The 20,054-nt window shown below is 55.2% G+C and carries 23 protein-coding genes; 19 read left to right on the plus strand and 4 right to left on the minus strand.

The window, feature by feature from the left end; all coding sequences use genetic code 11:
• Positions 1 to 4: 4 nt before the first annotated feature.
• Positions 5 to 1,021, minus strand: a complete 1,017-nt coding sequence (locus tag EGO56_RS02090; RefSeq protein WP_135907591.1) for a hydrolase — start codon at positions 1,019 to 1,021, stop codon at positions 5 to 7.
• Between the two features lie 58 nt (positions 1,022 to 1,079).
• Between EGO56_RS02090 and EGO56_RS02095 the strand changes: the two genes are divergently transcribed.
• A complete protein-coding gene (locus EGO56_RS02095; RefSeq protein ID WP_013359261.1) occupies positions 1,080 to 1,682 on the plus strand; it encodes a LysE family translocator in 603 nt (200 codons plus the stop codon).
• Between the two features lies 1 nt (position 1,683).
• On the opposite strand, the gene EGO56_RS02100 is transcribed toward EGO56_RS02095, so the two are convergent.
• Positions 1,684 to 2,664, minus strand: coding sequence for a LacI family DNA-binding transcriptional regulator (locus EGO56_RS02100; protein WP_135907592.1), 981 nt, complete (start codon positions 2,662 to 2,664; stop codon positions 1,684 to 1,686).
• Between the two features lie 236 nt (positions 2,665 to 2,900).
• On the opposite strand from EGO56_RS02100, the gene tauA reads away from it, so the two are divergent.
• From tauA to tauD, 4 genes are read left to right on the plus strand one after another with little or no spacing between them, the layout of a single operon-like run.
• On the plus strand, positions 2,901 to 3,878 hold the full coding sequence (gene tauA / locus EGO56_RS02105; protein WP_013359259.1) for a taurine ABC transporter substrate-binding protein: 978 nt from the start codon (positions 2,901 to 2,903) through the stop codon (positions 3,876 to 3,878).
• Positions 3,879 to 3,887: 9 nt separating this feature from the next.
• A complete protein-coding gene (tauB, locus tag EGO56_RS02110) occupies positions 3,888 to 4,655 on the plus strand; it encodes a taurine ABC transporter ATP-binding subunit (protein ID WP_013359258.1) in 768 nt (255 codons plus the stop codon).
• The gene (gene tauC, locus EGO56_RS02115; RefSeq protein WP_013359257.1) at positions 4,652 to 5,479 is read left to right on the plus strand and encodes a taurine ABC transporter permease TauC; all 828 of its coding nucleotides are present in this window, start codon (positions 4,652 to 4,654) and stop codon (positions 5,477 to 5,479) included. The genes tauB and tauC overlap by 4 nt, the downstream gene beginning before the upstream one ends.
• Positions 5,476 to 6,315: a taurine dioxygenase gene (tauD, locus tag EGO56_RS02120; protein WP_107319097.1), complete on the plus strand. Its 840-nt coding sequence runs from the start codon at positions 5,476 to 5,478 to the stop codon at positions 6,313 to 6,315. Before tauC ends, tauD begins: the two co-directional genes overlap by 4 nt.
• Before the next feature lie 31 nt (positions 6,316 to 6,346).
• Here the strand turns inward: tauD and EGO56_RS02125 are convergent, their stop codons facing one another.
• Complete coding sequence (locus tag EGO56_RS02125; RefSeq protein WP_135907593.1) at positions 6,347 to 8,251, minus strand: ABC transporter ATP-binding protein; 1,905 nt, start codon at positions 8,249 to 8,251, stop codon at positions 6,347 to 6,349.
• A 112-nt stretch (positions 8,252 to 8,363) separates the two neighbouring features.
• Between EGO56_RS02125 and kefG the strand changes: the two genes are divergently transcribed.
• The 4 genes from kefG (at position 8,364) to slyD (ending at position 11,700) form a co-directional block, all read left to right on the plus strand.
• Entirely contained in the window at positions 8,364 to 8,915 is a 552-nt protein-coding gene (kefG, locus tag EGO56_RS02130) for a glutathione-regulated potassium-efflux system ancillary protein KefG (RefSeq protein ID WP_013359254.1), read from the plus strand.
• Positions 8,916 to 10,724: a glutathione-regulated potassium-efflux system protein KefB gene (gene kefB, locus EGO56_RS02135; RefSeq protein WP_013359253.1), complete on the plus strand. Its 1,809-nt coding sequence runs from the start codon at positions 8,916 to 8,918 to the stop codon at positions 10,722 to 10,724.
• 23 nt (positions 10,725 to 10,747) lie between these two features.
• Positions 10,748 to 10,942 (plus strand): YheV family putative zinc ribbon protein, encoded by a 195-nt coding sequence (locus tag EGO56_RS02140; RefSeq protein ID WP_010253033.1) that lies wholly within the window; start codon positions 10,748 to 10,750, stop codon positions 10,940 to 10,942.
• A gap of 197 nt (positions 10,943 to 11,139) precedes the next feature.
• On the plus strand, positions 11,140 to 11,700 hold the full coding sequence (gene slyD / locus EGO56_RS02145; protein ID WP_009087618.1) for a peptidylprolyl isomerase: 561 nt from the start codon (positions 11,140 to 11,142) through the stop codon (positions 11,698 to 11,700).
• A 97-nt stretch (positions 11,701 to 11,797) separates the two neighbouring features.
• On the opposite strand, the gene EGO56_RS02150 is transcribed toward slyD, so the two are convergent.
• A complete protein-coding gene (locus tag EGO56_RS02150; RefSeq protein WP_013359251.1) occupies positions 11,798 to 12,016 on the minus strand; it encodes a SlyX family protein in 219 nt (72 codons plus the stop codon).
• A gap of 269 nt (positions 12,017 to 12,285) precedes the next feature.
• Between EGO56_RS02150 and fkpA the strand changes: the two genes are divergently transcribed.
• The 10 genes from fkpA to bfd all read left to right on the plus strand — a co-directional run bounded on the left by fkpA (position 12,286) and on the right by bfd (position 19,954).
• Positions 12,286 to 13,131 carry an FKBP-type peptidyl-prolyl cis-trans isomerase gene (gene fkpA / locus EGO56_RS02155; protein WP_013359250.1) on the plus strand — a complete coding sequence of 282 codons (846 nt, stop codon included), beginning with the start codon at positions 12,286 to 12,288 and terminating at the stop codon, positions 13,129 to 13,131.
• 166 nt (positions 13,132 to 13,297) lie between these two features.
• Entirely contained in the window at positions 13,298 to 14,020 is a 723-nt protein-coding gene (locus EGO56_RS02160; RefSeq protein WP_135907594.1) for a helix-turn-helix transcriptional regulator, read from the plus strand.
• Positions 14,020 to 14,406: a sulfurtransferase complex subunit TusD gene (tusD, locus tag EGO56_RS02165; protein WP_135907595.1), complete on the plus strand. Its 387-nt coding sequence runs from the start codon at positions 14,020 to 14,022 to the stop codon at positions 14,404 to 14,406. Before EGO56_RS02160 ends, tusD begins: the two co-directional genes overlap by 1 nt.
• Positions 14,406 to 14,765 (plus strand): sulfurtransferase complex subunit TusC, encoded by a 360-nt coding sequence (tusC, locus tag EGO56_RS02170; RefSeq protein WP_135907596.1) that lies wholly within the window; start codon positions 14,406 to 14,408, stop codon positions 14,763 to 14,765. The genes tusD and tusC overlap by 1 nt, the downstream gene beginning before the upstream one ends.
• A 9-nt stretch (positions 14,766 to 14,774) precedes the next feature.
• Entirely contained in the window at positions 14,775 to 15,062 is a 288-nt protein-coding gene (gene tusB / locus EGO56_RS02175) for a sulfurtransferase complex subunit TusB (RefSeq protein ID WP_135907597.1), read from the plus strand.
• Positions 15,063 to 15,186: 124 nt separating this feature from the next.
• A complete protein-coding gene (gene rpsL, locus EGO56_RS02180) occupies positions 15,187 to 15,561 on the plus strand; it encodes a 30S ribosomal protein S12 (protein ID WP_003852912.1) in 375 nt (124 codons plus the stop codon).
• Positions 15,562 to 15,657: 96 nt separating this feature from the next.
• Positions 15,658 to 16,128: a 30S ribosomal protein S7 gene (rpsG, locus tag EGO56_RS02185; RefSeq protein WP_009087603.1), complete on the plus strand. Its 471-nt coding sequence runs from the start codon at positions 15,658 to 15,660 to the stop codon at positions 16,126 to 16,128.
• Between the two features lie 90 nt (positions 16,129 to 16,218).
• Positions 16,219 to 18,333 carry an elongation factor G gene (gene fusA / locus EGO56_RS02190; RefSeq protein WP_033734130.1) on the plus strand — a complete coding sequence of 705 codons (2,115 nt, stop codon included), beginning with the start codon at positions 16,219 to 16,221 and terminating at the stop codon, positions 18,331 to 18,333.
• Positions 18,334 to 18,401: 68 nt separating this feature from the next.
• Positions 18,402 to 19,586 (plus strand): elongation factor Tu, encoded by a 1,185-nt coding sequence (gene tuf / locus EGO56_RS02195; RefSeq protein ID WP_135907598.1) that lies wholly within the window; start codon positions 18,402 to 18,404, stop codon positions 19,584 to 19,586.
• Between the two features lie 173 nt (positions 19,587 to 19,759).
• Positions 19,760 to 19,954 carry a bacterioferritin-associated ferredoxin gene (bfd, locus tag EGO56_RS02200; RefSeq protein WP_033784140.1) on the plus strand — a complete coding sequence of 65 codons (195 nt, stop codon included), beginning with the start codon at positions 19,760 to 19,762 and terminating at the stop codon, positions 19,952 to 19,954.
• The last annotated feature ends 100 nt before the right edge of the window (positions 19,955 to 20,054 follow it).

A 20,054-nucleotide genomic window follows, 5' to 3' on the forward strand; every position in this document is an offset into this window, starting at 1 on the left:
GAGATCAGTTATCCAGAAAAGGGGCGATCCACTGCGGGATGCGCTGTTCCAGCCACATTTCGGGCTGGCGTAATGTCCCGCCGACAAAACCGACGTGGCCGCCGTGTGGTGTCAGTTGATAAGTAATAGTGGCAGATAATTGGCTGCTGTGCGGGATCACCTCATCACTCATGAAGGGATCGTCTTTGGCGTGGATGATTAGCAGCGGTTTCTCTGCGTGCTTCAGCCAGGGCATGGCGCTGGCACGATGATAGTAATCGGCTGCATCGACAAAACCGTGGGCACGGGCGGTAATCGCATCATCAAAATCGCGCAGTCGCCGCAGTGCTTTTAGCTGCGCCAGATTAACCGGCAGCGTGTCCGGCCAGGCGTGCAGTTTACGGCGGGCATTTTTCTTCAGCTGCGCCAGCAAATAGTATTGATAGAAGCGTGAGAAGCCGCGTTCCAGTTTTACGCTACACGGCTCCAGCAGCAGCGGGGCGGATACAATGACGCCTGCATCCACTTCGGCAGCTGCGCCCTGCTGGCCCAGCAGGCAGCCCAGCATATTGCCGCCCAGCGAAAAACCGATGGCAACGGTCGGCACCTGGCCCCAGCGCGTACGCAGCCAGTGCAGGAAAAAGCGGGCATCTTCCGTTTCGCCGGAGTGATAGATGCGATTGAGCCGGTTAGGTTCGCCGCTGCAGCCGCGAAAATGCATCACCACTGCCAGCCAGCCGCGCGCACGGCAGATGTTCATCAGGCCATGAATATAGGGGCTGTGAAAGCTGCCCTCCAGCCCATGAAACAGCACGACGCGCGGTTTATGCTGCGCCTGTTGTGGATCTTCGCTCCAGGCGAGATCGACGAAGTCGCCATCCGGCAGATCGAGTCGCTGCCAGTGAGGCGCGAACGTGACACGGCGACGCAGCAGGCGCGGCAGCATTGTCTGCAGGTGGGCGTTACGCAGGCTGTCAGGCGGCGTGAATTGCTCGTTTTCCGGTCCGGTAAATTTCATGTGGTAAAAGCTTGTCTGTTCCATATCACACTGTTAGCTTCGATAAGTTTTTTCTTGCAAGGGTAAGGAGTACCCGATTGCCATGGAACTGAGTCTTTTCTTATCAATGTTGGGCTTTCTTTGGGTCGCGGCGATTACGCCCGGGCCTAATAATATGTTACTCACCGCCTCAGGCGCTAATTTTGGCTTTCTGCGCACCATTCCGCTGATGATCGGCATCATGATCGGTATGCAGGTGATGCTGCTGATGGTGGCCTTTGGCGTTGGCGGTCTGATCCTGCTCTATCCGTCGCTGCACCTGGTGCTGAAGATCGCCGGTAGCCTCTATCTGCTCTGGCTGGCGTGGAAGATAGCGACGTCCAGCTATGAAAAGCTGGAAACCGATCAGGCACCGGATGCGCCGATGCCGTTCTGGCAGGGTGGGTTGCTGCAGCTTATCAATCCTAAGGCCTGGCTGATGGCGCTGGGCGCGGTCGCCAGCTTCAGTCTGGCGGGTGATGCATATCGTCATTCAGTGATGGCGATAAGCGTCGGCATGTTTCTGGTCAATCTGGTGTCAGGCGCGATCTGGATGGCATTTGGCGCGATGATCGGCCGCATTCTGCGCAGCCGTCGCGCCTGGAAAATCTTTAACCTGGCTATGGGGCTGCTGACTGCGGCCTGCGTGCTGTTAATCTGGCACTGAGTCAACTGGATGCGCGTTCAACGCGCGTCCAGGGCAGTACCTCACGGATGACCGGCGCGTTCGGATTGCGGATCTTCTGCAGCAGCAGCTGCACGCTGCGCGCGCCGAGCTGGTTCATCGGCTGCTCAATGGTGGTCAGCGGTGGATTCAGGCTGCGGGTAAACGGCACGCCATCAAAACCGACGACCGCCAGATCTTCCGGCACGCGCAGACCTGCTTCCAGCGCCGCATGAACCACGCCTACCGCCAGTACATCTGACACCGCAAACACCGCATCCGGCGGTTCCGGCAGCGCCATCAACTCCCTCAGTCCCTGACTGCCTGCTTCAGGGGAGATCTCACAGGTATAAGAGACGCCGGACCACTCATACCCCAGCTCCTCAATCGCCTGCCGGTAGCCTTTTTCACGATGATGCGAGTAGAGGTAGCGCATGTCGCCATTGACCAGCCCGATGCGTTTACGCCCTTTACCGGCTAGGTAATGGACGGTGTCACGCGCCGCTTCAAGGTGATCAATGCTGACCGAGGAGGCGGGGATGTCAGGGTTAAATTCACAGCACTGCACCCAGGGGGCTCCGGCGATCAGCGCCTGCAAATCCTGTAAGCCGGAGGCCGCATCCATGGTAATCACGCCATCCACCACTTTGCCGGTCAGCAGGCTCAGATAGGCGGCTTCACGCTGAAGCTGCGAGGCGGAGTTACAGAGCAGGATATGATAGCCATGCAGTTCCGCTTCGGCCTCGATGCCCTGAACCACGCGTGAACAGAAGGGATTCGTGATATCCGAGATCAGCACCAGCAGCATGTTGCTTTGCGCCGTACGCAGCTGACGCGCCAGCAGATTGGGCTGATAGTCGCAGGCAGAGATTGCCGCCAGAACTTTCTCACGCGTATCGGACTTTACACCGGGATGCGCGTTGAGAACGCGCGATACCGTGGCTTTGGAGACGCCAGCCAGCTGAGCGACTTTCTCGATCGACATCGGATACAGAGACCTTAACAGGCAAAAATTGGGAACGCATATCAATAGCACAGGGATAATGTGAGCGCCTGACATTTTTGCTTACTTTAGCTATTTTCAGCATTTGCGATTTTTAACTTAGTTTTGCAGATAGTGATCTAAGAACTTATTTCTATTAGGGATAATTTTTAATTCCTTTATGAAACTATAGCGGCCGCAGACACTACCTCCACTATAAAAACGGCGGGGTAATGATCATGGCAGCAACACGTTTAACTTTTTTAGCCGCAGCGCTGGCACTGCTGGCGTTTCGGGCAGATGCGGTCAATGTCACCGTGGCGTACCAGACCTCAGCCGAACCTGCGAAAGTGGCGCAGGCTGACAACAGTTTTGCGAAAGAGAGCGGGGCCAGCGTTGACTGGCGAAAGTTTGACAGCGGTGCAGGCGTCTTACGCGCACTGGCGTCCGGCGACGTGCAGATTGGCAACATCGGTTCCAGTCCGTTAGCGGTCGCAGCAGCGCAGAAACTGCCAATTGAAGCCTTTTTACTCGCCTCTCAGCTGGGCAACTCTGAAGCGCTGGTGGTAAAAAAGACCATTACCTCTCCTAAAGATCTCATCGGCAAACGCATCGCGGTGCCGTTCATCTCTACTACTCACTACAGCCTGCTGGCTGCACTGAAACACTGGGGCATCAAGCCGTCGCAGGTTCAGCTGGTAAACCTGCAGCCGCCAGCGATTATCGCGGCCTGGCAGCGTGGCGACATTGATGGTGCCTATGTCTGGGCGCCCGCAGTCAATGAGCTGGAGAAAGAAGGCAAGGTGTTAACCGACTCTGCGGAAGTGGGGAGCTGGGGTTCACCGACGCTGGATGTCTGGGTTGTCCGCAAAGATTTTGCCGAACAGCACCCGGAGATCGTGACCGCCTTTGCCCGCAGCGCGATCGATGCGCAGCAGGCCTACCTTAACAGTCCCGACAGCTGGCTGAAGCAGCCTGATAACCTCAGCAAACTCTCACGCCTGAGCGGCGTGCCGGAAGCGCAGGTGCCAGGTCTGGTGAAGGGCAATACCTACCTGACGGCGCAGCAGCAGGTTGAGCAGCTGGGCAAGCCGGTCAATAAGGCGATCGTCGATACCGCGCAGTTCCTGAAAGCGCAGGGCCGGGTGCCGCAGGCAGATAACGACTACAGCAGTTATGTGACCTCCCGCTTCGTCGAGCCATTAGTTAAACCGTAAGGAGGCACTATGCTGCGCATCGCTCACCTTAATGCCCGTTATGCCGGACAGCCAGTATTGCAGGATATCAATCTGCAACTGGATAGCCAGGAACTGCTGGTCGTGCTCGGCCCCTCCGGCTGCGGCAAAACCACGCTGCTTAATCTGGTGGCCGGATTCCTGCCGGTGGAGTCGGGCAGCATCACGCTGGATAACCAGCCGGTGACCGGGCCAGGCGCGGAGCGCGGCGTGGTGTTTCAGAATGAAGGGTTACTGCCGTGGCGCAACGTGCTGGATAACGTCGCCTTTGGCCTGCAGCTGGCGGGGATGCCGCGCCAGGCACGTGAGGCCATAGCGCGGAAACTCATCAGGCAGGTCGGGCTGGAAGGGGCGGAAAAGCGCGCCATCTGGCAGTTGTCCGGCGGTCAGCGTCAACGGGTAGGTATTGCCCGTGCGCTGGCCACCGATCCGCAACTGCTGCTGCTGGATGAGCCGTTTGGCGCACTGGATGCTTTTACCCGTGAGCAGATGCAGACACTGCTGCTGACGCTGTGGCGCGACAGCGGTAAACAGATCCTGCTGATTACACACGATATAGAAGAGGCGATTTTCCTCGCCAGCGAACTGATTCTGCTGTCGCCAGGACCGGGCCGTATCGTGGAGCGGCTACGACCCGAATTTGGCCGCCGTTTTGCTGCGGGAGAGTCGTGCCGCAGCATCAAATCCGATCCGCAGTTTATCGCCCAGCGCGAATATGTGCTGAGCCGGGTATTTGATCAGCGGGAGGCGTTTGCATGAGCGCATTAATCCACGATAAGTCTCTGCCGGTGCGCCGTCGGCTGCGCTGGCCGTTTTCAACCGCCTTTACGCTGAGCGTGCTTAGCCTCTCTCTGCTGTTACTGCTCTGGTGGGGTGTCACCGCGCTGGGCCTGATTGCCCCGTTGTTCCTGCCGTCGCCGCAGCAGGTGTTCAGCAAGCTGCTGGTGATTGCCAGCGCGCAGGGCTTTATGGATGCCACGCTGTGGCAGCATCTGGCCGCCAGCCTGACGCGGATGCTGATTGCGCTGACGGCTGCTGCCGCTATCGGTATTCCGGTGGGGATTCTGATGGGCCTCAGCCCGGTCGCACGCGGGCTGCTCGATCCGCTGATTGAAATTTATCGCCCGATTCCGCCACTCGCCTATCTGCCGCTGATGGTGATCTGGTTCGGTATTGGTGAGACCTCGAAAATCCTGCTGATCTATCTGGCGATCTTCGCGCCCGTGACGCTCTCTACCCTGGCCGGGGTGCGTAACACGCAGCAGGTACGTATTCGCGCCGCTCGCTCGCTGGGGGCTAACCGCTGGCAGCTGCTGCGCTGGGTGATCCTGCCGGGCGCGCTGCCGGAGATTCTGACCGGTCTGCGCATTGGTCTGGGAGTGGGCTGGTCAACGCTGGTGGCAGCGGAGCTGATTGCCGCCACGCGGGGTCTCGGTTTTATGGTGCAGTCAGCGGGAGAGTTTCTCGCCACCGATGTGGTGCTGGCGGGTATCGCAGTGATTGCCTTTATCGCTTTTAGCTTAGAACTCGGGCTCCGCGCGTTGCAGCGCCGTCTGACGCCCTGGAGTGGAGAACAGTCATGAATGAACGTATCAGTTTTACCCCGCTTGGCCCCTATATCGGCGCGCAGGTCTCAAACCTGGATGTCTCTCGCCCATTAAGTGATGCGCAGTTTGAACAGCTTTACCATGGCCTGCTGCGCCACCAGGTGCTGTTTCTGCGTGACCAGAAAATTACGCCGGAACAGCATCGTGCCCTGGCGATCCGCTTTGGCGACCTGCATATCCATCCGGTCTATCCCCACGCAGAAGGCGTTGAGGAGATTATCGTGCTGGATACGCATCAGGATAATCCGCCGGATAACGACAACTGGCACACCGACGTCACCTTTATCGATACGCCACCGGCCATCGCTTTACTGGCCTCAAAAGTGTTGCCGGAAGCAGGCGGTGATACGCTCTGGACCAGCGGCATTGCGGCTTACGAGGCACTTTCTGAGCCGTTTAAGCAGCTGCTGGCAGGCCTGAGTGCCGAGCATGATTTCAAAAAGTCATTCCAGGAGTACAAGTACCGCAAAACCGAAGAGGAGCATCAGCGCTGGCAGCAGGCGGTGGCGAAGCATCCGCCGGTGCAGCATCCGGTGATCCGCACCCATCCGGTCAGCGGCAAAAAAGCGCTGTTTGTGAATGAGGGTTTTACCACGCGGATTGTGGATTTAAGCGAGAAGGAGAGTGATGCGCTGCTGGGCTTCCTGTTTGCGCATGCTACCAAACCGGAGTTTCAGGTGCGCTGGCGCTGGCAGCCAGACGATCTGGCTATCTGGGATAATCGGGTGACGCAGCATTATGCCAATGCTGACTACTATCCCGCCCGGCGCATCATGCAGCGGGCAACGGTGCTGGGCGATAAACCGCGTTAAAAAAATCTCCCCGCGAGCGGGGAGAATCTTTTTATGAAGCCATCATCTGTTCGAGCTGTTCCTGGGCTTCCAGCCAGGCCATCTCAACCTCTTCCAGCGCAGATTTACTCTCCGCCTGACGCTGCAGCGCGGTGGTCAGGTCCGCTTTACGGCTCGGATCATAAATCGCACTGTCTGAGAGCTGGGCTTCGGCATCGGCCAGTTGGCTCTGCCATTTGCTCATCTGCTTTTCCAGCTTCTCGATCTCTTTGCGCAGTGGTTGCGTCTGGGTGCGCAGTTCGGCATCGCGGCGCTTTTGATCTTTACGCGCCTGGGCACTGTTGCCGTTATCCTGCTTCGGTGCGGCATCCTGTTGCGCCTGCTGTTTCTGCAGATCGCTCAGCCACTGCTGATAATCTTCGAGGTCGCCCTCAAACACATCCACTTTGCCATCGTGCACCAGATAGAGATCGTCGGTAGTGGCGCGCAGCAGGTGACGGTCGTGCGACACCACCACCAGCGCCCCTTCGAAGTCGATCAACGCTTCGGTCAGCGCCTGACGCATATCGAGATCCAGGTGGTTGGTAGGTTCATCGAGCAGCAGCAGGTTAGGGCGCTGCCAGACAATCAGGGCCAGCACCAGTCGCGCTTTCTCACCGCCGGAGAAGCGTTCGGTTTTTTCAGTGACTTTATCGCCACGGAAATCGAAGCCGCCCAGATAGTCGCGCAACTGCTGTTCAAGCACCTGAGGCGCAATGCGCGACAGATGCTGCAGCGGCGACTCGTCAGCCCGCAGGTAATCCAGCTGATGCTGGGCGAAGTAACCAAGCTTGATCCCTTTCGCCAGCCCCATCTTGCCGTCCATCGCTTCCAGCTCACCCGCCAGCAACTTAATCAGGGTCGATTTACCGGCGCCGTTACGTCCCAGCAGGCCGATACGCGATCCCGGAACCAGGTTGAGCTTGATGGCGTCGAGAATGATACGGTCGCCATAGCCCGCAGTGACCTTCTCCATCTTCATCAGCGGATTAGGCAGGTTCTCCGGCTTGCGGAAGGTGAAGCTGAACGGGTTGTCGACATGGGCCGGCGCGATCATCTCCATGCGCTCCAGCATCTTGATGCGGCTCTGCGCCTGCTTCGCCTTGGTAGCCTGGGCGCGGAAACGATCAATGTAGCTGTGTAAATGCGCCACTTTCTCCTGCTGGCTTTCATACAGCGCCTGCTGCTGAGCAAGCTTGGCGACGCGCTGCCGCTCAAAGGAGCTGTAGTTGCCGGTGTATTCGAACATCGACTCCTGTTCGATATGGATAATTTTGTCGATGACCGGATCGAGGAAGTCACGATCGTGCGAGATCAGGATCAGCGTGCCTTCATAACTCTTCAGCCAGCGCTCGAGCCAGATCACTGCATCGAGATCGAGGTGGTTGGTCGGTTCATCCAGCAGCAGCAGATCGGAACGGCAAATCAGCGCCTGGGCCAGATTAAGGCGCATACGCCAGCCACCGGAGAAGTCGCTGACCGGACGCTGCAATTGTTCCTGACTGAAGCCCAGACCATGCAGCAGGCTTGAGGCGCGCGCATGGATGCTCCACGCCTGCACCGCATCCAGCTTGCCATGCAGCAGCGCGATGGCATTGCCATCGTCGCGCAGATTGGCGTCTGCCAGTTCTGCCTCAAGCTGGCGGAACTGGCGATCGCCATCAATCACGTACTCCAGCGCAGCTTTATCCAGCGCGGGAGTTTCCTGATTCACCCAGGCCAGCGCCCAGTGAGAGGGGAACGTGACGGTACCGGCATCGCTGGTGATTTCACCTTTTAACAGCGACAGCAGCGTGGATTTCCCACAGCCGTTTTTACCCACCAGCCCGACCTTCTGACCGGGATTGATGGTGGCGGTGGCATTGTCGAGCAGGACGCGGATGCCGCGGCGAATTTGTAAGGCTGAGAAGACAATCATGTAAGCGCCGTATCGTCAGAATATGTTAATTTACTGGCAACATAATGAGATTTTGCTGCGTCGTGCATGGTAGCGGAAAACCGCACCAATGACGACGCTTTGGAGGGAAAGGATGTCGCAGCCACCCAGGGTTTTGCTGCTTTATGCTCATCCGGAATCACAGGATTCGGTCGCAAATCGGATTCTGCTACAGCCGGCTCAGGCACTGGAACACGTCACCGTGCACGATCTGTACGCGACCTATCCGGATTTTTTTATCGATATTCACTATGAACAACAGCTGCTGCGCGAACACGACGTCATCATTTTCCAGCATCCGCTCTATACCTATAGCTGTCCGGCGCTGCTGAAAGAGTGGCTGGATCGCGTTCTGTCACGCGGTTTCGCCAATGGTGTGGATGGCAATGCGCTCGAAGGCAAGTACTGGCGCAGCGTGGTGACGACCGGAGAACCGGAAAGTGCTTTTAAACAGCAGGGTCTGAACCGCTATTCGCTCAATGACATTATGCGTCCTTTTGAGCTGACCGCGCAGATGTGCCGAATGCACTGGATGCCGCCGATGATCGTCTACTGGGCGCGTCGGCAGAGTCCGGAGTTAATGAAAAATTATGCCCGCGCCTATGGCGACTGGCTGGCAGCACCGCTGCCGAATGGAGGGGTATAGATGGAAGGGCAAACGCTGCTGACCGCCGGGGTGATTTATCTGGTCGCGGCGGTATTGATTGTGCCGGTGGCGGCTCGCCTCGGTATTGGTGCTGTTCTGGGCTATCTGGTGGCGGGTATCGCCATCGGCCCGTGGGGATTAGGCTTTATCAGCGATGTCGATGAGATTCTTCACTTCTCTGAGCTTGGCGTGGTTTTCCTGATGTTTATTATCGGGCTGGAGCTAAATCCGGCAAAGCTGTGGGCGCTGCGCCGCTCCATTTTTGGCGTCGGCGCGGCGCAGGTGATCTTCTCAGCGGCTATTCTGGGCGGCTTATTATGGCTGACCGACTTTAGCTGGCAGGCGGCAATTATCGGCGGGATTGGTCTGGCGATGTCTTCGACCGCCATGGCGCTGCAGTTGATGATGGATAAAGGCATGAACCGCAGCGAAGCGGGGCAGCTGGGCTTTTCGGTGCTGCTGTTTCAGGATATCGCGGTCATCCCGGCGCTGGCGCTGATCCCGCTGCTGGCCGGCACCGACAGCGGTCACATCGACTGGATGAAGGTCGGTATGAAAGTGCTGGCGTTTGCCGGCATGCTGGTGGGCGGACGCTATCTGCTGCGGCCGATCTTCCGTTATATCGCGGCATCGGGCGTGCGTGAAGTTTTTACCGCAGCGTCGCTGCTGCTGGTGCTGGGTTCCGCGCTGTTTATGGATGCGCTCGGGCTGTCGATGGCGCTGGGCACCTTTATTGCCGGGATCCTGCTGGCAGAAAGTGAATACCGGCATGAGCTGGAAGTCGCTATCGACCCGTTTAAGGGGCTGCTGCTGGGCCTGTTCTTTATTTCGGTGGGCATGGCGCTCAACCTCGGAGTGCTCTATACCCATATTGTGACCATCCTGCTGGGCGTGGTAACGCTGGTGGCGGTGAAAACGCTGGTGCTCTATCTGCTGGCGCGCATTTATGGCCTGCGCAGTTCCGAGCGCCAGCAGTTTGCTGGCGTACTGAGTCAGGGCGGCGAGTTTGCCTTTGTGCTCTTTTCAGCGGCCTCGTCGGCAAAGCTTTTCTCAGGCGATCAACTGCCGATGTTGCTGGTGACGGTGACGCTGTCGATGATGACCACGCCGCTGCTGATGAAGGGTATCGACCGACTGCTGGCACGCCGCTTTAATGAGCCAGACGAAAATGCAGAGAAACACTTTGTCGAAGATGACCAGCCGCAGGTAATTGTGGTGGGCTTTGGTCGCTTCGGACAGGTGATAGGTCGCCTGCTGATGGCGAACAACAAACGTATTACCGTGCTGGAACGCGACATCAGTGTGGTCAGTCTGATGCGCAAATATGGCTACAAGGTCTATTACGGTGATGCCACCGAGCTGGAGTTACTGCGTGCCGCTGGTGCAGCCAGCGCCCAGTCGATTGTGATCACCTGTAATGAGCCGGAAGATGTGATGACTATCGTGCATCTGTGCCAGCAGCATTTTCCGCAGCTGCAGATTCAGGCGCGCGCCCGGGGCCGCGTGGAAGCGCATGAGCTGCTGCAGGCAGGCGTCACGCAGTTCTCGCGTGAGACCTTCTCCAGTGCGCTGGAGCTGGGCCGTAAAACATTGATGTCACTGGGGATGCATCCCCATCAGGCGCACCGCGCTCAGCAGCATTTCCGCCGGCTTGATATGCGGATGCTTCGCGAGCTGGTGCCGACGCTCTCTGAAAGCGCTGCACAGGCTTCACGCGTCCGTGAAGCGCGGCGTGAACTGGAAGATATCTTCCAGCGTGAAATGCAGCGTGAAAAGCGGCAGATCGACGGCTGGGACGATGATCAATAACCTTTTTAAACAGGCAGAAGCTAATGCGTAAACGTTTTATTGCTGGTGCGACATGCCCGCACTGCCAGGAGAAGGACACGCTGGCGATGTGGCGTGAAAACAATGTTGATGTGGTGGAGTGTGTGAAGTGTGGTCACCAGATGCGTGAGGCAGATAAGCAGGCGCGCGATCAGGTTCGGACCAATGAGCAGGTTATCGGCATTTTCCATCCTGAATAGCGAAATCGGGCAGCTTTTTTCACGCTTAAACTTACAGCGGGATTGAATTCCGTTACAATTGACGCCATTAAGGCTGAAGTCGCAAGAGAAAGTGAAACCCCTCTTGCACTCAACCCCGAACCTTTCTGGTTGGTGTTATTGCACGCAAGAATAGACCAATGAGACGGGATCTCAGCTCTCAACGGTTAGGAGATATCATGAAAGTAGCAAAAGACCTGGTGGTAAGCCTGGCCTATCAGGTACGTACAGAAGACGGCGTGTTAGTTGACGAGTCACCGGTGAGTGCACCGTTAGACTACCTGCACGGTCATGGTTCCCTGATTTCTGGTCTGGAAAATGCGCTGGAAAACCACGTTGCCGGCGACAAATTTGACGTGCATATCCCGGCAAATGATGCTTACGGTCAGTATGACGACAACCTGGTGCAGCGCGTACCTAAAGACGTCTTCATGGGCGTTGACGAACTGCAGGTTGGCATGCGCTTCCTGGCAGAGACCGATCAGGGTCCGGTACCGGTAGAAATCACCGAAGTGGAAGACGATCACGTCGTGGTTGATGGTAACCACATGCTGGCGGGTCAGAACCTGAACTTCAACGTTGAAGTGGTTGCTATCCGTGAAGCCACACCGGAAGAGCTGGCTCATGGCCACGTTCACGGTGCAGATGGCCATCATCATGACCACGATCACGGCCATGATCACGACCACGACCACGGTAAAGGCGGTTGTGGTACTGGCGGTTGCGGCTGCAGCCACTAAGTCTCAACAGACCTTTCAAGGCCACCTCCGGGTGGCCTTTCTTTTGGCTGATACTCTGGTTCGGCCCGGCTGAGCCAGGGCCAGACACCGCCCACCATCAGTAGTGTGGCGGTGGCGTCTCTTCAGACTGCGAGGCGACCATTGAGGGCGCATTCGCTTTGAGCTTGTCGGTTAAAATGCGCATCTGCTCACGCATCTTGTTCATCTCCAGCTCGTGCTGAACCACCGCGCTGTTCAGCTGCTCAATGGTCATCTCCTGAAAGGCCAGTTTGCTTTCTAACGTCTCCAGACGCTGTTCCCACTCAGATTGTTGCATGACCTGTTCCTCTGTTAAGGTGCGACTCAGGGCGTGATTCTACGACCTGAATGCCAGGAATCACCTGTTTTTTTCACGCCCGGAGGCGTTGCGCTTGAAAAAAGGCAGCGCGGCATCATCTCTGATGAAACTTCCCGATGTTATAAAGGTCGGAGGTAGACCGGGTAATTACATTGTGGGAGTGTTCGACACTGCCACGTAAAGTTATAGTGTGGGCCCTGAAGTCCGCAATGTTTCCCGAGGTTAGACGCTTCGGTTTTGGAGAATGGATGAAATCACTGTTTAAAGTCACATTGTTAGCTACCACCATGGCTGTTGCACTGAATGCATCAATGGCAATGGCAGCAGACACCGCTGCGGCGCCACAGGCTGCACCAGCCGCCGCGCCACAGTCCGCGCCTCAGGCACCTAAGAATGCGGCTTTCAAAGATGAAGACCAGCAGTCTGCCTACGCACTGGGTGCTTCACTGGGTCGCTACATGGACAACTCCCTGAAGGAGCAGGAAAAACTGGGCATCAAACTGGATAAGCAGCAGCTGATTGCTGGTGTTCAGGATGCGTTTGGTGGCAAGAGCAAACTGTCTGACGAAGAGATTGAGCAGACGCTGCAATCCTTTGAAGGCCGCGTGAAAGGCGCAGCCTCAGCGAAAATGGAAAAAGATGCGAAAGAGAACGCTGAAAAGGGCGACGCTTTCGCAACCAAATTTGCTAAAGAGAGCGGCGTGAAGAAAACCGAAAGCGGCCTGCTGTATAAAGTTGAGAAAGAAGGTACTGGCGACGCACCTAAAGACAGCGACACTGTCGTGGTGAACTACAAAGGTACGCTGATCGACGGTACTGAATTCGACAACTCTTATACCCGTGGCGAGCCGCTCTCATTCCGTCTGGATGGCGTTATCCCAGGCTGGACTGAAGGTCTGAAGCACGTGAAGAAAGGTGGCAAGATCAAGCTGGTGATCCCACCGAATCTGGCTTACGGCAAAAACGGCGTTCCGGGTATCCCGGCTAATTCCACCCTGGTCTTTGATGTTGAACTGCTTGATATCAAACCCGCGCCTAAAGCAGATGAAAAAGCACAGGCCCCTGCGCCTGCTGCTGCAGAAAAAGCGCAGTAATCTGCTGACCGCCGCCTCCGGGCGGCGGTTTCATTTTAGCTTCACGACAAACCTCTGGCATAAGCCGACGACATTTGCCAGACTAATGCCTGCCTAATTATCCCAATATTGAGTCTGCCCATAAGCCGCTGTGACAGGCTCCAGCCATTCAGGGTGATACTCTTCAATGTCTAATCCATTCAATCCGGGTGAACTGAGCGACTTCGATCTTCTGGAGCAGCGCCCGTTCGAAGAAACTGATTACGATATTCTGAAATCGTACGAGGCTGTCGTGGATGGCCTGGCGATGTTGATCGGCTCGCATTGTGAAATCGTCCTGCATTCGCTGGAAGATCTGAAGTGTTCGGCCGTGCGTATTGCCAATGGGGAACACACCGGCCGTAAAGTCGGTTCCCCTATCACTGATTTAGCCCTGCGTATGCTGCACGATATGCACAGCGCGGACAGCAATGTCTCCCGTGCCTATTTCACGCGTGCCAAAAGCGGCGTGCTGATGAAGTCGGTCACCATCGCGATCCGTAACCGTCAGCAACGGGTTATTGGCCTGCTCTGCATCAACATGAACCTGGATGTGCCGTTCTCACAGATCATGTCGACTTTCATGCCGCCAGAAATGCAGCAGGTTGACTCTAACGTCAACTTCGCCAGTTCGGTCGACGATCTGGTGATGCAGACGCTGGAGTTCACCATTGAAGAGGTGAGTGCCGATCGCAACGTGTCGAACAACGCCAAGAATCGTCAGATTGTGCTGAACCTGTATGAGAAGGGGATCTTCGACATTAAGGATGCCATCAACCAGGTGGCGGACCGGCTGAACATCTCGAAGCATACTGTCTATCTCTACATCCGCCAGTTTAAAAATGGCGACTTTCAGGATCAGGATCGGTAATGCGTTATACCCTGCTGGTCACCGGCCCGGCTTACGGGACGCAACAGGCGACCAGTGCATATCTGTTCGCCCGCGCGCTACTGACGGCGGGCCATCAGCTTGACAGCGTATTCTTCTATCGCGAAGGGGTGCTGAACGCTAACCAGCTGACGGCGCCCGCCAGCGATGAGTTTGATCTGGTGCGCGCGTGGCAGACATTACATCAGGAGCAGGGTGTGGCACTGAACATCTGTGTCGCGGCTGCGCTGCGGCGTGGTGTCAGCGATCAGCAGGAAGCGGCCCGACTCCAGCTGGCAGGCAGTAACCTGCAGCCGGGTTTTACCCTGAGCGGGCTGGGTGCGCTGGCAGAAGCGGCGCTGAGCTGTGAACGTATGGTGCAGTTCTGATGAATCGTGTCGCATTTGTCTTTACCCGGGCACCGCACGGTAGCAGTGCAGGGCGTGAGGGGCTGGATGCCGCGCTGGCTACGGGCGCACTCAGTGAAGATATCGGCCTGTTTTTTATTGGTGATGGCGTACTGCAGCTCAATCTGCACCAGCAGCCTGAGGCGATTAAGAGCCGTCACTATGCCGCGACCTTTGGCGTACTGGCGCTGTATGACATTGAACAGTGTTATCTCTGCCGGACATCGCTGATAACGCGTGGATTAGCGGTTGACGCTGACCGGTTGCTGGATGTTACGCTACTGGACGCGCCGGAGCTGCGGCAGACGCTGGCCAGCTACGATCGCATTCTGACTTTTTAAGAGATGTTAATGCTGCACACCTTAATGCACTCACCGGCACACTGTGACCTCGAAACCCTGCTTTTAATCGCGTGTGAGGGCGATGACCTGCTGCTGCTGCAGGATGGCGTGCTGGCTGCCTTAGCAGGCAGTCGCGCATTGGCGCAGCTGTCAGCGTGTAAAGCAACGCTATGGGTGCTTGCTGAGGATGTCCAGGCGCGGGGACTCACTGAACAAATTTCAACCAGCATGCAGTCAGTAGACTATACTGGCTTTGTCACGCTAACGATCAGGCATCCGCAACAAATGGTCTGGTAATCGGCTAAAACCTGGTTATTTCTTGACACCCCTTTGACTCAGCCCTAAAATTCTGCCTCCTCGTAATTCTACGAGGCGATTTATTACGTGTTTACGAAGCAAAAGCAAATCCAGGAGCTATTTAATGGCAACAGTTAACCAGCTGGTTCGCAAACCACGCGTCCGCAAAGTTGCAAAGAGCAACGTGCCGGCGCTGGAAGCTTGCCCGCAAAAACGTGGCGTTTGTACTCGTGTGTACACCACCACTCCTAAGAAACCAAACTCCGCACTGCGTAAAGTCTGCCGTGTGCGTTTGACCAACGGTTTTGAAGTTACCTCCTACATCGGCGGTGAAGGTCATAACCTGCAGGAACACTCCGTGATCCTGATCCGTGGCGGTCGTGTAAAAGACCTGCCAGGTGTGCGTTACCACACCGTTCGTGGCGCGCTGGACTGCTCAGGTGTTAAAGACCGTAAGCAGGCTCGCTCCAAGTACGGCGTGAAGAAGCCAAAGGCTTAATGGTTCTCCGTTAAGTAAGGCCAAACGTTTTAAATTAAATGTCATAATAAACTCATAGAGTTTTGGACAATCCTGAATTAACAACGGAGTATTTCCATGCCACGTCGTCGCGTCATTGGTCAGCGTAAAATTCTGCCAGATCCTAAGTTCGGATCAGAGCTGCTGGCCAAATTTGTAAATATCCTGATGGTAGATGGTAAAAAATCTACTGCAGAATCAATCGTTTATACCGCGCTTGAGACCCTGGCTCAGCGTTCAGGTAAAAACTCCCTGGAAGCCTTTGAAGTAGCGCTGGAAAACGTGCGTCCGACTGTCGAAGTTAAGTCACGTCGCGTTGGTGGTTCTACTTATCAGGTACCAGTTGAAGTCCGTCCGGTTCGTCGTAATGCCCTGGCAATGCGCTGGATCGTAGATGCTGCTCGTAAACGCGGTGATAAATCAATGGCTCTTCGCCTGGCGAACGAACTTTCTGATGCTGCAGAGAACAAAGGTACTGCAGTGAAGAAACGTGAAGACGTTCACCGTATGGCTGAAGCCAACAAGGCGTTCGCTCACTACCGCTGGTAACAGTCGCGTAGTTGTTAAACCAGCGGGCGCCCAAAGGGCCAACCCGCTGGGGTTGACTAATTTTGAACGTCCGAAAAACCGAGGAATCAAATGGCTCGTAAAACACCCATTGCTCGCTACCGTAACATCGGTATCAGTGCGCACATCGACGCCGGTAAGACTACCACTACCGAACGCGTTCTGTTCTACACCGGTGTAAACCACAAAATCGGTGAAGTACATGACGGCGCAGCAACCATGGACTGGATGGAGCAGGAACAGGAACGTGGTATTACCATCACTTCCGCTGCGACCACCTGTTACTGGTCTGGTATGGCTAAGCAGTTCGAACCACACCACATCAACATCATCGACACCCCAGGACACGTTGACTTCACCATCGAAGTAGAACGTTCTATGCGTGTGCTTGATGGCGCGGTAATGGTTTACTGTGCAGTTGGTGGCGTTCAGCCACAGTCTGAGACCGTATGGCGTCAGGCTAACAAATACAAAGTTCCACGCATTGCGTTCGTTAACAAAATGGACCGCATGGGTGCTAACTTCCTGAAAGTTGTTAACCAGATGGAAGTTCGTCTGGGCGCAACTCCAGTTCCTCTGCAGCTGGCTATCGGCGCAGAAGAGAAATTCACCGGTGTTGTTGACCTGGTGAAAATGAAAGCAATCAACTGGAACGACGAAGATCAGGGTGTGACCTTCGTTTACGAAGATATCCCAGCTGATATGCAGGAACTGGCTGAAGAATGGCGTGCGAAGCTGGTTGAAGCCGCTGCTGAAGGCTCTGATGAGCTGATGGAGAAATTCTTCGGTGGTGAAGAACTGACTGAAGAAGAGATCAAAACATCTCTGCGTAAGCGTGTTCTGAACAACGAAATCATCCTGGTAACCTGTGGTTCTGCCTTTAAGAACAAAGGTGTTCAGGCGATGCTGGATGCCGTTGTTGAATATCTGCCAGCACCGACTGACGTTACCGCGATCAACGGTATGCTGGACGACGGTAAAGACACGCCGGCTGTTCGTCACTCAGACGACAACGAGCCGTTTGCTGCACTGGCGTTCAAAATCGCTACTGACCCGTTTGTCGGTAACCTGACCTTCTTCCGCGTTTACTCTGGTGTTGTTAACACTGGCGACACCGTATTCAACCCGGTTAAGTCAAACCGTGAGCGTCTGGGCCGTATCGTTCAGATGCACGCTAACAAGCGTGAAGAGATCAAAGAAGTCCGTGCGGGTGATATCGCAGCTGCGATCGGCCTGAAAGATGTGACCACTGGTGACACCCTGTGTGACCCAGAGAACGTCATCATCCTTGAGCGCATGGAGTTCCCGGAGCCGGTAATCTCTATCGCCGTTGAACCAAAAACCAAAGCTGACCAGGAAAAAATGGGTCTGGCTCTGGGCCGTCTGGCGAAAGAAGACCCATCATTCCGCGTATGGACTGATGAAGAATCTAACCAGACCATCATCGCGGGTATGGGTGAGTTGCACCTCGACATCATCGTTGACCGCATGAAGCGTGAGTTCAACGTTGAAGCAAACGTGGGTAAACCACAGGTTGCTTACCGTGAAGCGATTCGCAACAAAGTTACCGATGTTGAAGGTAAACACGCCAAGCAGTCTGGTGGTCGTGGTCAGTACGGTCATGTTGTTATCGACATGTACCCACTGGAGCCAGGTTCGAACCCGAAAGGTTACGAATTTGTCAACGACATCAAAGGTGGTGTGATTCCTGGTGAATACATCCCTGCGGTTGACAAAGGTATCCAGGAACAGCTGAAATCAGGCCCTCTGGCTGGTTATCCGGTTGTGGATCTGGGCGTGCGTCTGCACTTCGGTTCTTACCATGATGTCGACTCCTCAGAACTGGCGTTTAAACTGGCCGCGTCTATTGCCTTCAAACAAGGCTTTAAACAAGCGACACCTGTTCTGCTTGAGCCTATCATGAAGGTTGAAGTTGAAACGCCAGAAGAGAACACGGGTGATGTCATCGGTGACCTTAGCCGTCGTCGTGGTATGCTCAAAGGGCAGGAATCTAACGCTACTGGCGTTCAGATTCACGCTGAAGTTCCGTTGTCTGAGATGTTCGGATACGCAACTCAGCTGCGTTCTCTGACCAAAGGTCGTGCTTCTTACTCCATGGAGTTCCTGAAGTATGACGATGCGCCGAACAACGTAGCGCAGGCCGTTATTGAAGCTCGTAGCAAATAAGCTACGGTTTAAATTTGAACTGATGCCTTCACCCAGATGGTGAAGGCACAACGTAAGGAATTATCGCCATGGCGAAAGAGCAATTTCAGCGTAACAAACTGCACGTAAACGTGGGCACCATCGGTCACGTCGACCACGGTAAAACCACCCTGACTGCAGCTATCACCACCGTACTGTCTAAAACTTACGGCGGCCAGGCTCGTGCATTCGATCAGATCGATAACGCACCAGAAGAGAAAGCTCGTGGTATCACCATCAACACTTCACACGTTGAGTATGAAACCCCGACTCGTCACTACGCACACGTTGACTGCCCAGGCCACGCCGACTATGTGAAAAACATGATCACCGGTGCTGCGCAGATGGACGGCGCGATCCTGGTTGTTGCTGCGACTGATGGCCCGATGCCACAGACCCGTGAGCACATCCTGCTGGGTCGTCAGGTTGGCGTTCCTTACATCATCGTGTTCCTGAACAAATGTGACATGGTTGATGATGAAGAGCTGCTGGAACTGGTAGAGATGGAAGTTCGTGACCTGCTGTCAGCCTATGACTTCCCAGGCGACGACACTCCAATCGTTCGTGGTTCTGCTCTGAAAGCGCTGGAAGGCGAAGCTGAGTGGGAAGCGAAAATCATCGAACTGGCTGAGCATCTGGATACCTATATCCCAGAACCACAGCGTGCGATCGACATGCCGTTCCTGCTGCCAATCGAAGACGTATTCTCAATCTCTGGCCGTGGTACCGTTGTTACCGGTCGTGTTGAGCGCGGCATCGTTAAAGTCGGCGACGAAGTTGAAATCGTTGGTATCAAAGATACTGCGAAATCAACCTGTACCGGTGTTGAGATGTTCCGTAAGCTGCTGGACCAGGGTCAGGCAGGCGAAAACTGTGGTGTTCTGCTGCGCGGTATCAAGCGTGAAGACATCCAGCGTGGCCAGGTTCTGGCTAAGCCAGGCTCTATCAAGCCACACACCCAGTTCGAGTCAGAAGTTTACGTTCTGTCTAAAGACGAAGGTGGCCGCCATACTCCGTTCTTCAAGGGCTATCGTCCACAGTTCTACTTCCGTACCACTGACGTGACCGGTTCAGTAGAGCTGCCAGAAGGCGTTGAAATGGTAATGCCAGGCGACAACATCAAAATGGTTGTTACCCTGATCCACCCAATCGCAATGGACGAAGGTCTGCGCTTCGCAATCCGCGAAGGCGGCCGTACCGTTGGCGCGGGTGTTGTTGCTAAAGTTATCGCTTAATTGTGATATCTGCTGTGGTCGTGCAAACGACCACTGCAACACAGTGAAAAAGAGCACTCCGGTGCTCTTTTTTTTTGCTCTGAAAATGGCCATAACCCTGTAAAGGGTAGGTTTGAAATAAAAACGATTCGCATTTACACTATGTACAGAAAATGTACCCGAGTGATGAATCAATGTACGTCTGCCTGTGTAATGCCATCAGTGATAAAACCCTTCGTGAAGTTGTGCGTCGATATCAGCCCAAATCTATTCAGCAACTGCGCCAGTTTGTACCGGTAGGCAAACAGTGTGGCAAATGCGTTCGTGCTGCGCGTGAGATTATGGATGAAGAAATGCAGCATGCTCCGCTCTATAAAGAGATAGCCTGACTGCCACTGGATGTATGAATACCCACAATATCTGTCGCGTTTTTTTGACTTCTTTTTAACCACATCTACGCTCTAATAAACCAGACGCGGAGGGTTAACA

It is taken from the genome of Pantoea vagans (genome assembly GCF_004792415.1).
GTDB lineage: Bacteria > Pseudomonadota > Gammaproteobacteria > Enterobacterales > Enterobacteriaceae > Pantoea > Pantoea vagans.

Bases quoted from the DNA above. Each gene is read 5' to 3' on its own strand.
- kefB (WP_013359253.1), top strand. From the start codon at position 8,916: ATGGAAGGGCAAACGCTGCTGACCGCCGGGGTGATTTATCTGGTCGCG.
- rpsL (WP_003852912.1), top strand. From the start codon at position 15,187: ATGGCAACAGTTAACCAGCTGGTTCGCAAACCACGCGTCCGCAAAGTT.
- slyD (WP_009087618.1), top strand. From the start codon at position 11,140: ATGAAAGTAGCAAAAGACCTGGTGGTAAGCCTGGCCTATCAGGTACGT.
- tauB (WP_013359258.1), top strand. From the start codon at position 3,888: ATGCTGCGCATCGCTCACCTTAATGCCCGTTATGCCGGACAGCCAGTA.
- tuf (WP_135907598.1), top strand. From the start codon at position 18,402: ATGGCGAAAGAGCAATTTCAGCGTAACAAACTGCACGTAAACGTGGGC.
- fkpA (WP_013359250.1), top strand. From the start codon at position 12,286: ATGAAATCACTGTTTAAAGTCACATTGTTAGCTACCACCATGGCTGTT.
- tusB (WP_135907597.1), top strand. From the start codon at position 14,775: ATGCTGCACACCTTAATGCACTCACCGGCACACTGTGACCTCGAAACC.
- kefG (WP_013359254.1), top strand. From the start codon at position 8,364: ATGTCGCAGCCACCCAGGGTTTTGCTGCTTTATGCTCATCCGGAATCA.
- rpsG (WP_009087603.1), top strand. From the start codon at position 15,658: ATGCCACGTCGTCGCGTCATTGGTCAGCGTAAAATTCTGCCAGATCCT.
- tauA (WP_013359259.1), top strand. From the start codon at position 2,901: ATGGCAGCAACACGTTTAACTTTTTTAGCCGCAGCGCTGGCACTGCTG.
- EGO56_RS02160 (WP_135907594.1), top strand. From the start codon at position 13,298: ATGTCTAATCCATTCAATCCGGGTGAACTGAGCGACTTCGATCTTCTG.
- tusC (WP_135907596.1), top strand. From the start codon at position 14,406: ATGAATCGTGTCGCATTTGTCTTTACCCGGGCACCGCACGGTAGCAGT.
- EGO56_RS02100 (WP_135907592.1), bottom strand. From the start codon at position 2,664: ATGTCGATCGAGAAAGTCGCTCAGCTGGCTGGCGTCTCCAAAGCCACG.
- EGO56_RS02095 (WP_013359261.1), top strand. From the start codon at position 1,080: ATGGAACTGAGTCTTTTCTTATCAATGTTGGGCTTTCTTTGGGTCGCG.
- tauD (WP_107319097.1), top strand. From the start codon at position 5,476: ATGAATGAACGTATCAGTTTTACCCCGCTTGGCCCCTATATCGGCGCG.
- EGO56_RS02125 (WP_135907593.1), bottom strand. From the start codon at position 8,251: ATGATTGTCTTCTCAGCCTTACAAATTCGCCGCGGCATCCGCGTCCTG.
- bfd (WP_033784140.1), top strand. From the start codon at position 19,760: ATGTACGTCTGCCTGTGTAATGCCATCAGTGATAAAACCCTTCGTGAA.
- EGO56_RS02150 (WP_013359251.1), bottom strand. From the start codon at position 12,016: ATGCAACAATCTGAGTGGGAACAGCGTCTGGAGACGTTAGAAAGCAAA.
- EGO56_RS02140 (WP_010253033.1), top strand. From the start codon at position 10,748: ATGCGTAAACGTTTTATTGCTGGTGCGACATGCCCGCACTGCCAGGAG.
- tauC (WP_013359257.1), top strand. From the start codon at position 4,652: ATGAGCGCATTAATCCACGATAAGTCTCTGCCGGTGCGCCGTCGGCTG.
- EGO56_RS02090 (WP_135907591.1), bottom strand. From the start codon at position 1,021: ATGGAACAGACAAGCTTTTACCACATGAAATTTACCGGACCGGAAAAC.
- tusD (WP_135907595.1), top strand. From the start codon at position 14,020: ATGCGTTATACCCTGCTGGTCACCGGCCCGGCTTACGGGACGCAACAG.
- fusA (WP_033734130.1), top strand. From the start codon at position 16,219: ATGGCTCGTAAAACACCCATTGCTCGCTACCGTAACATCGGTATCAGT.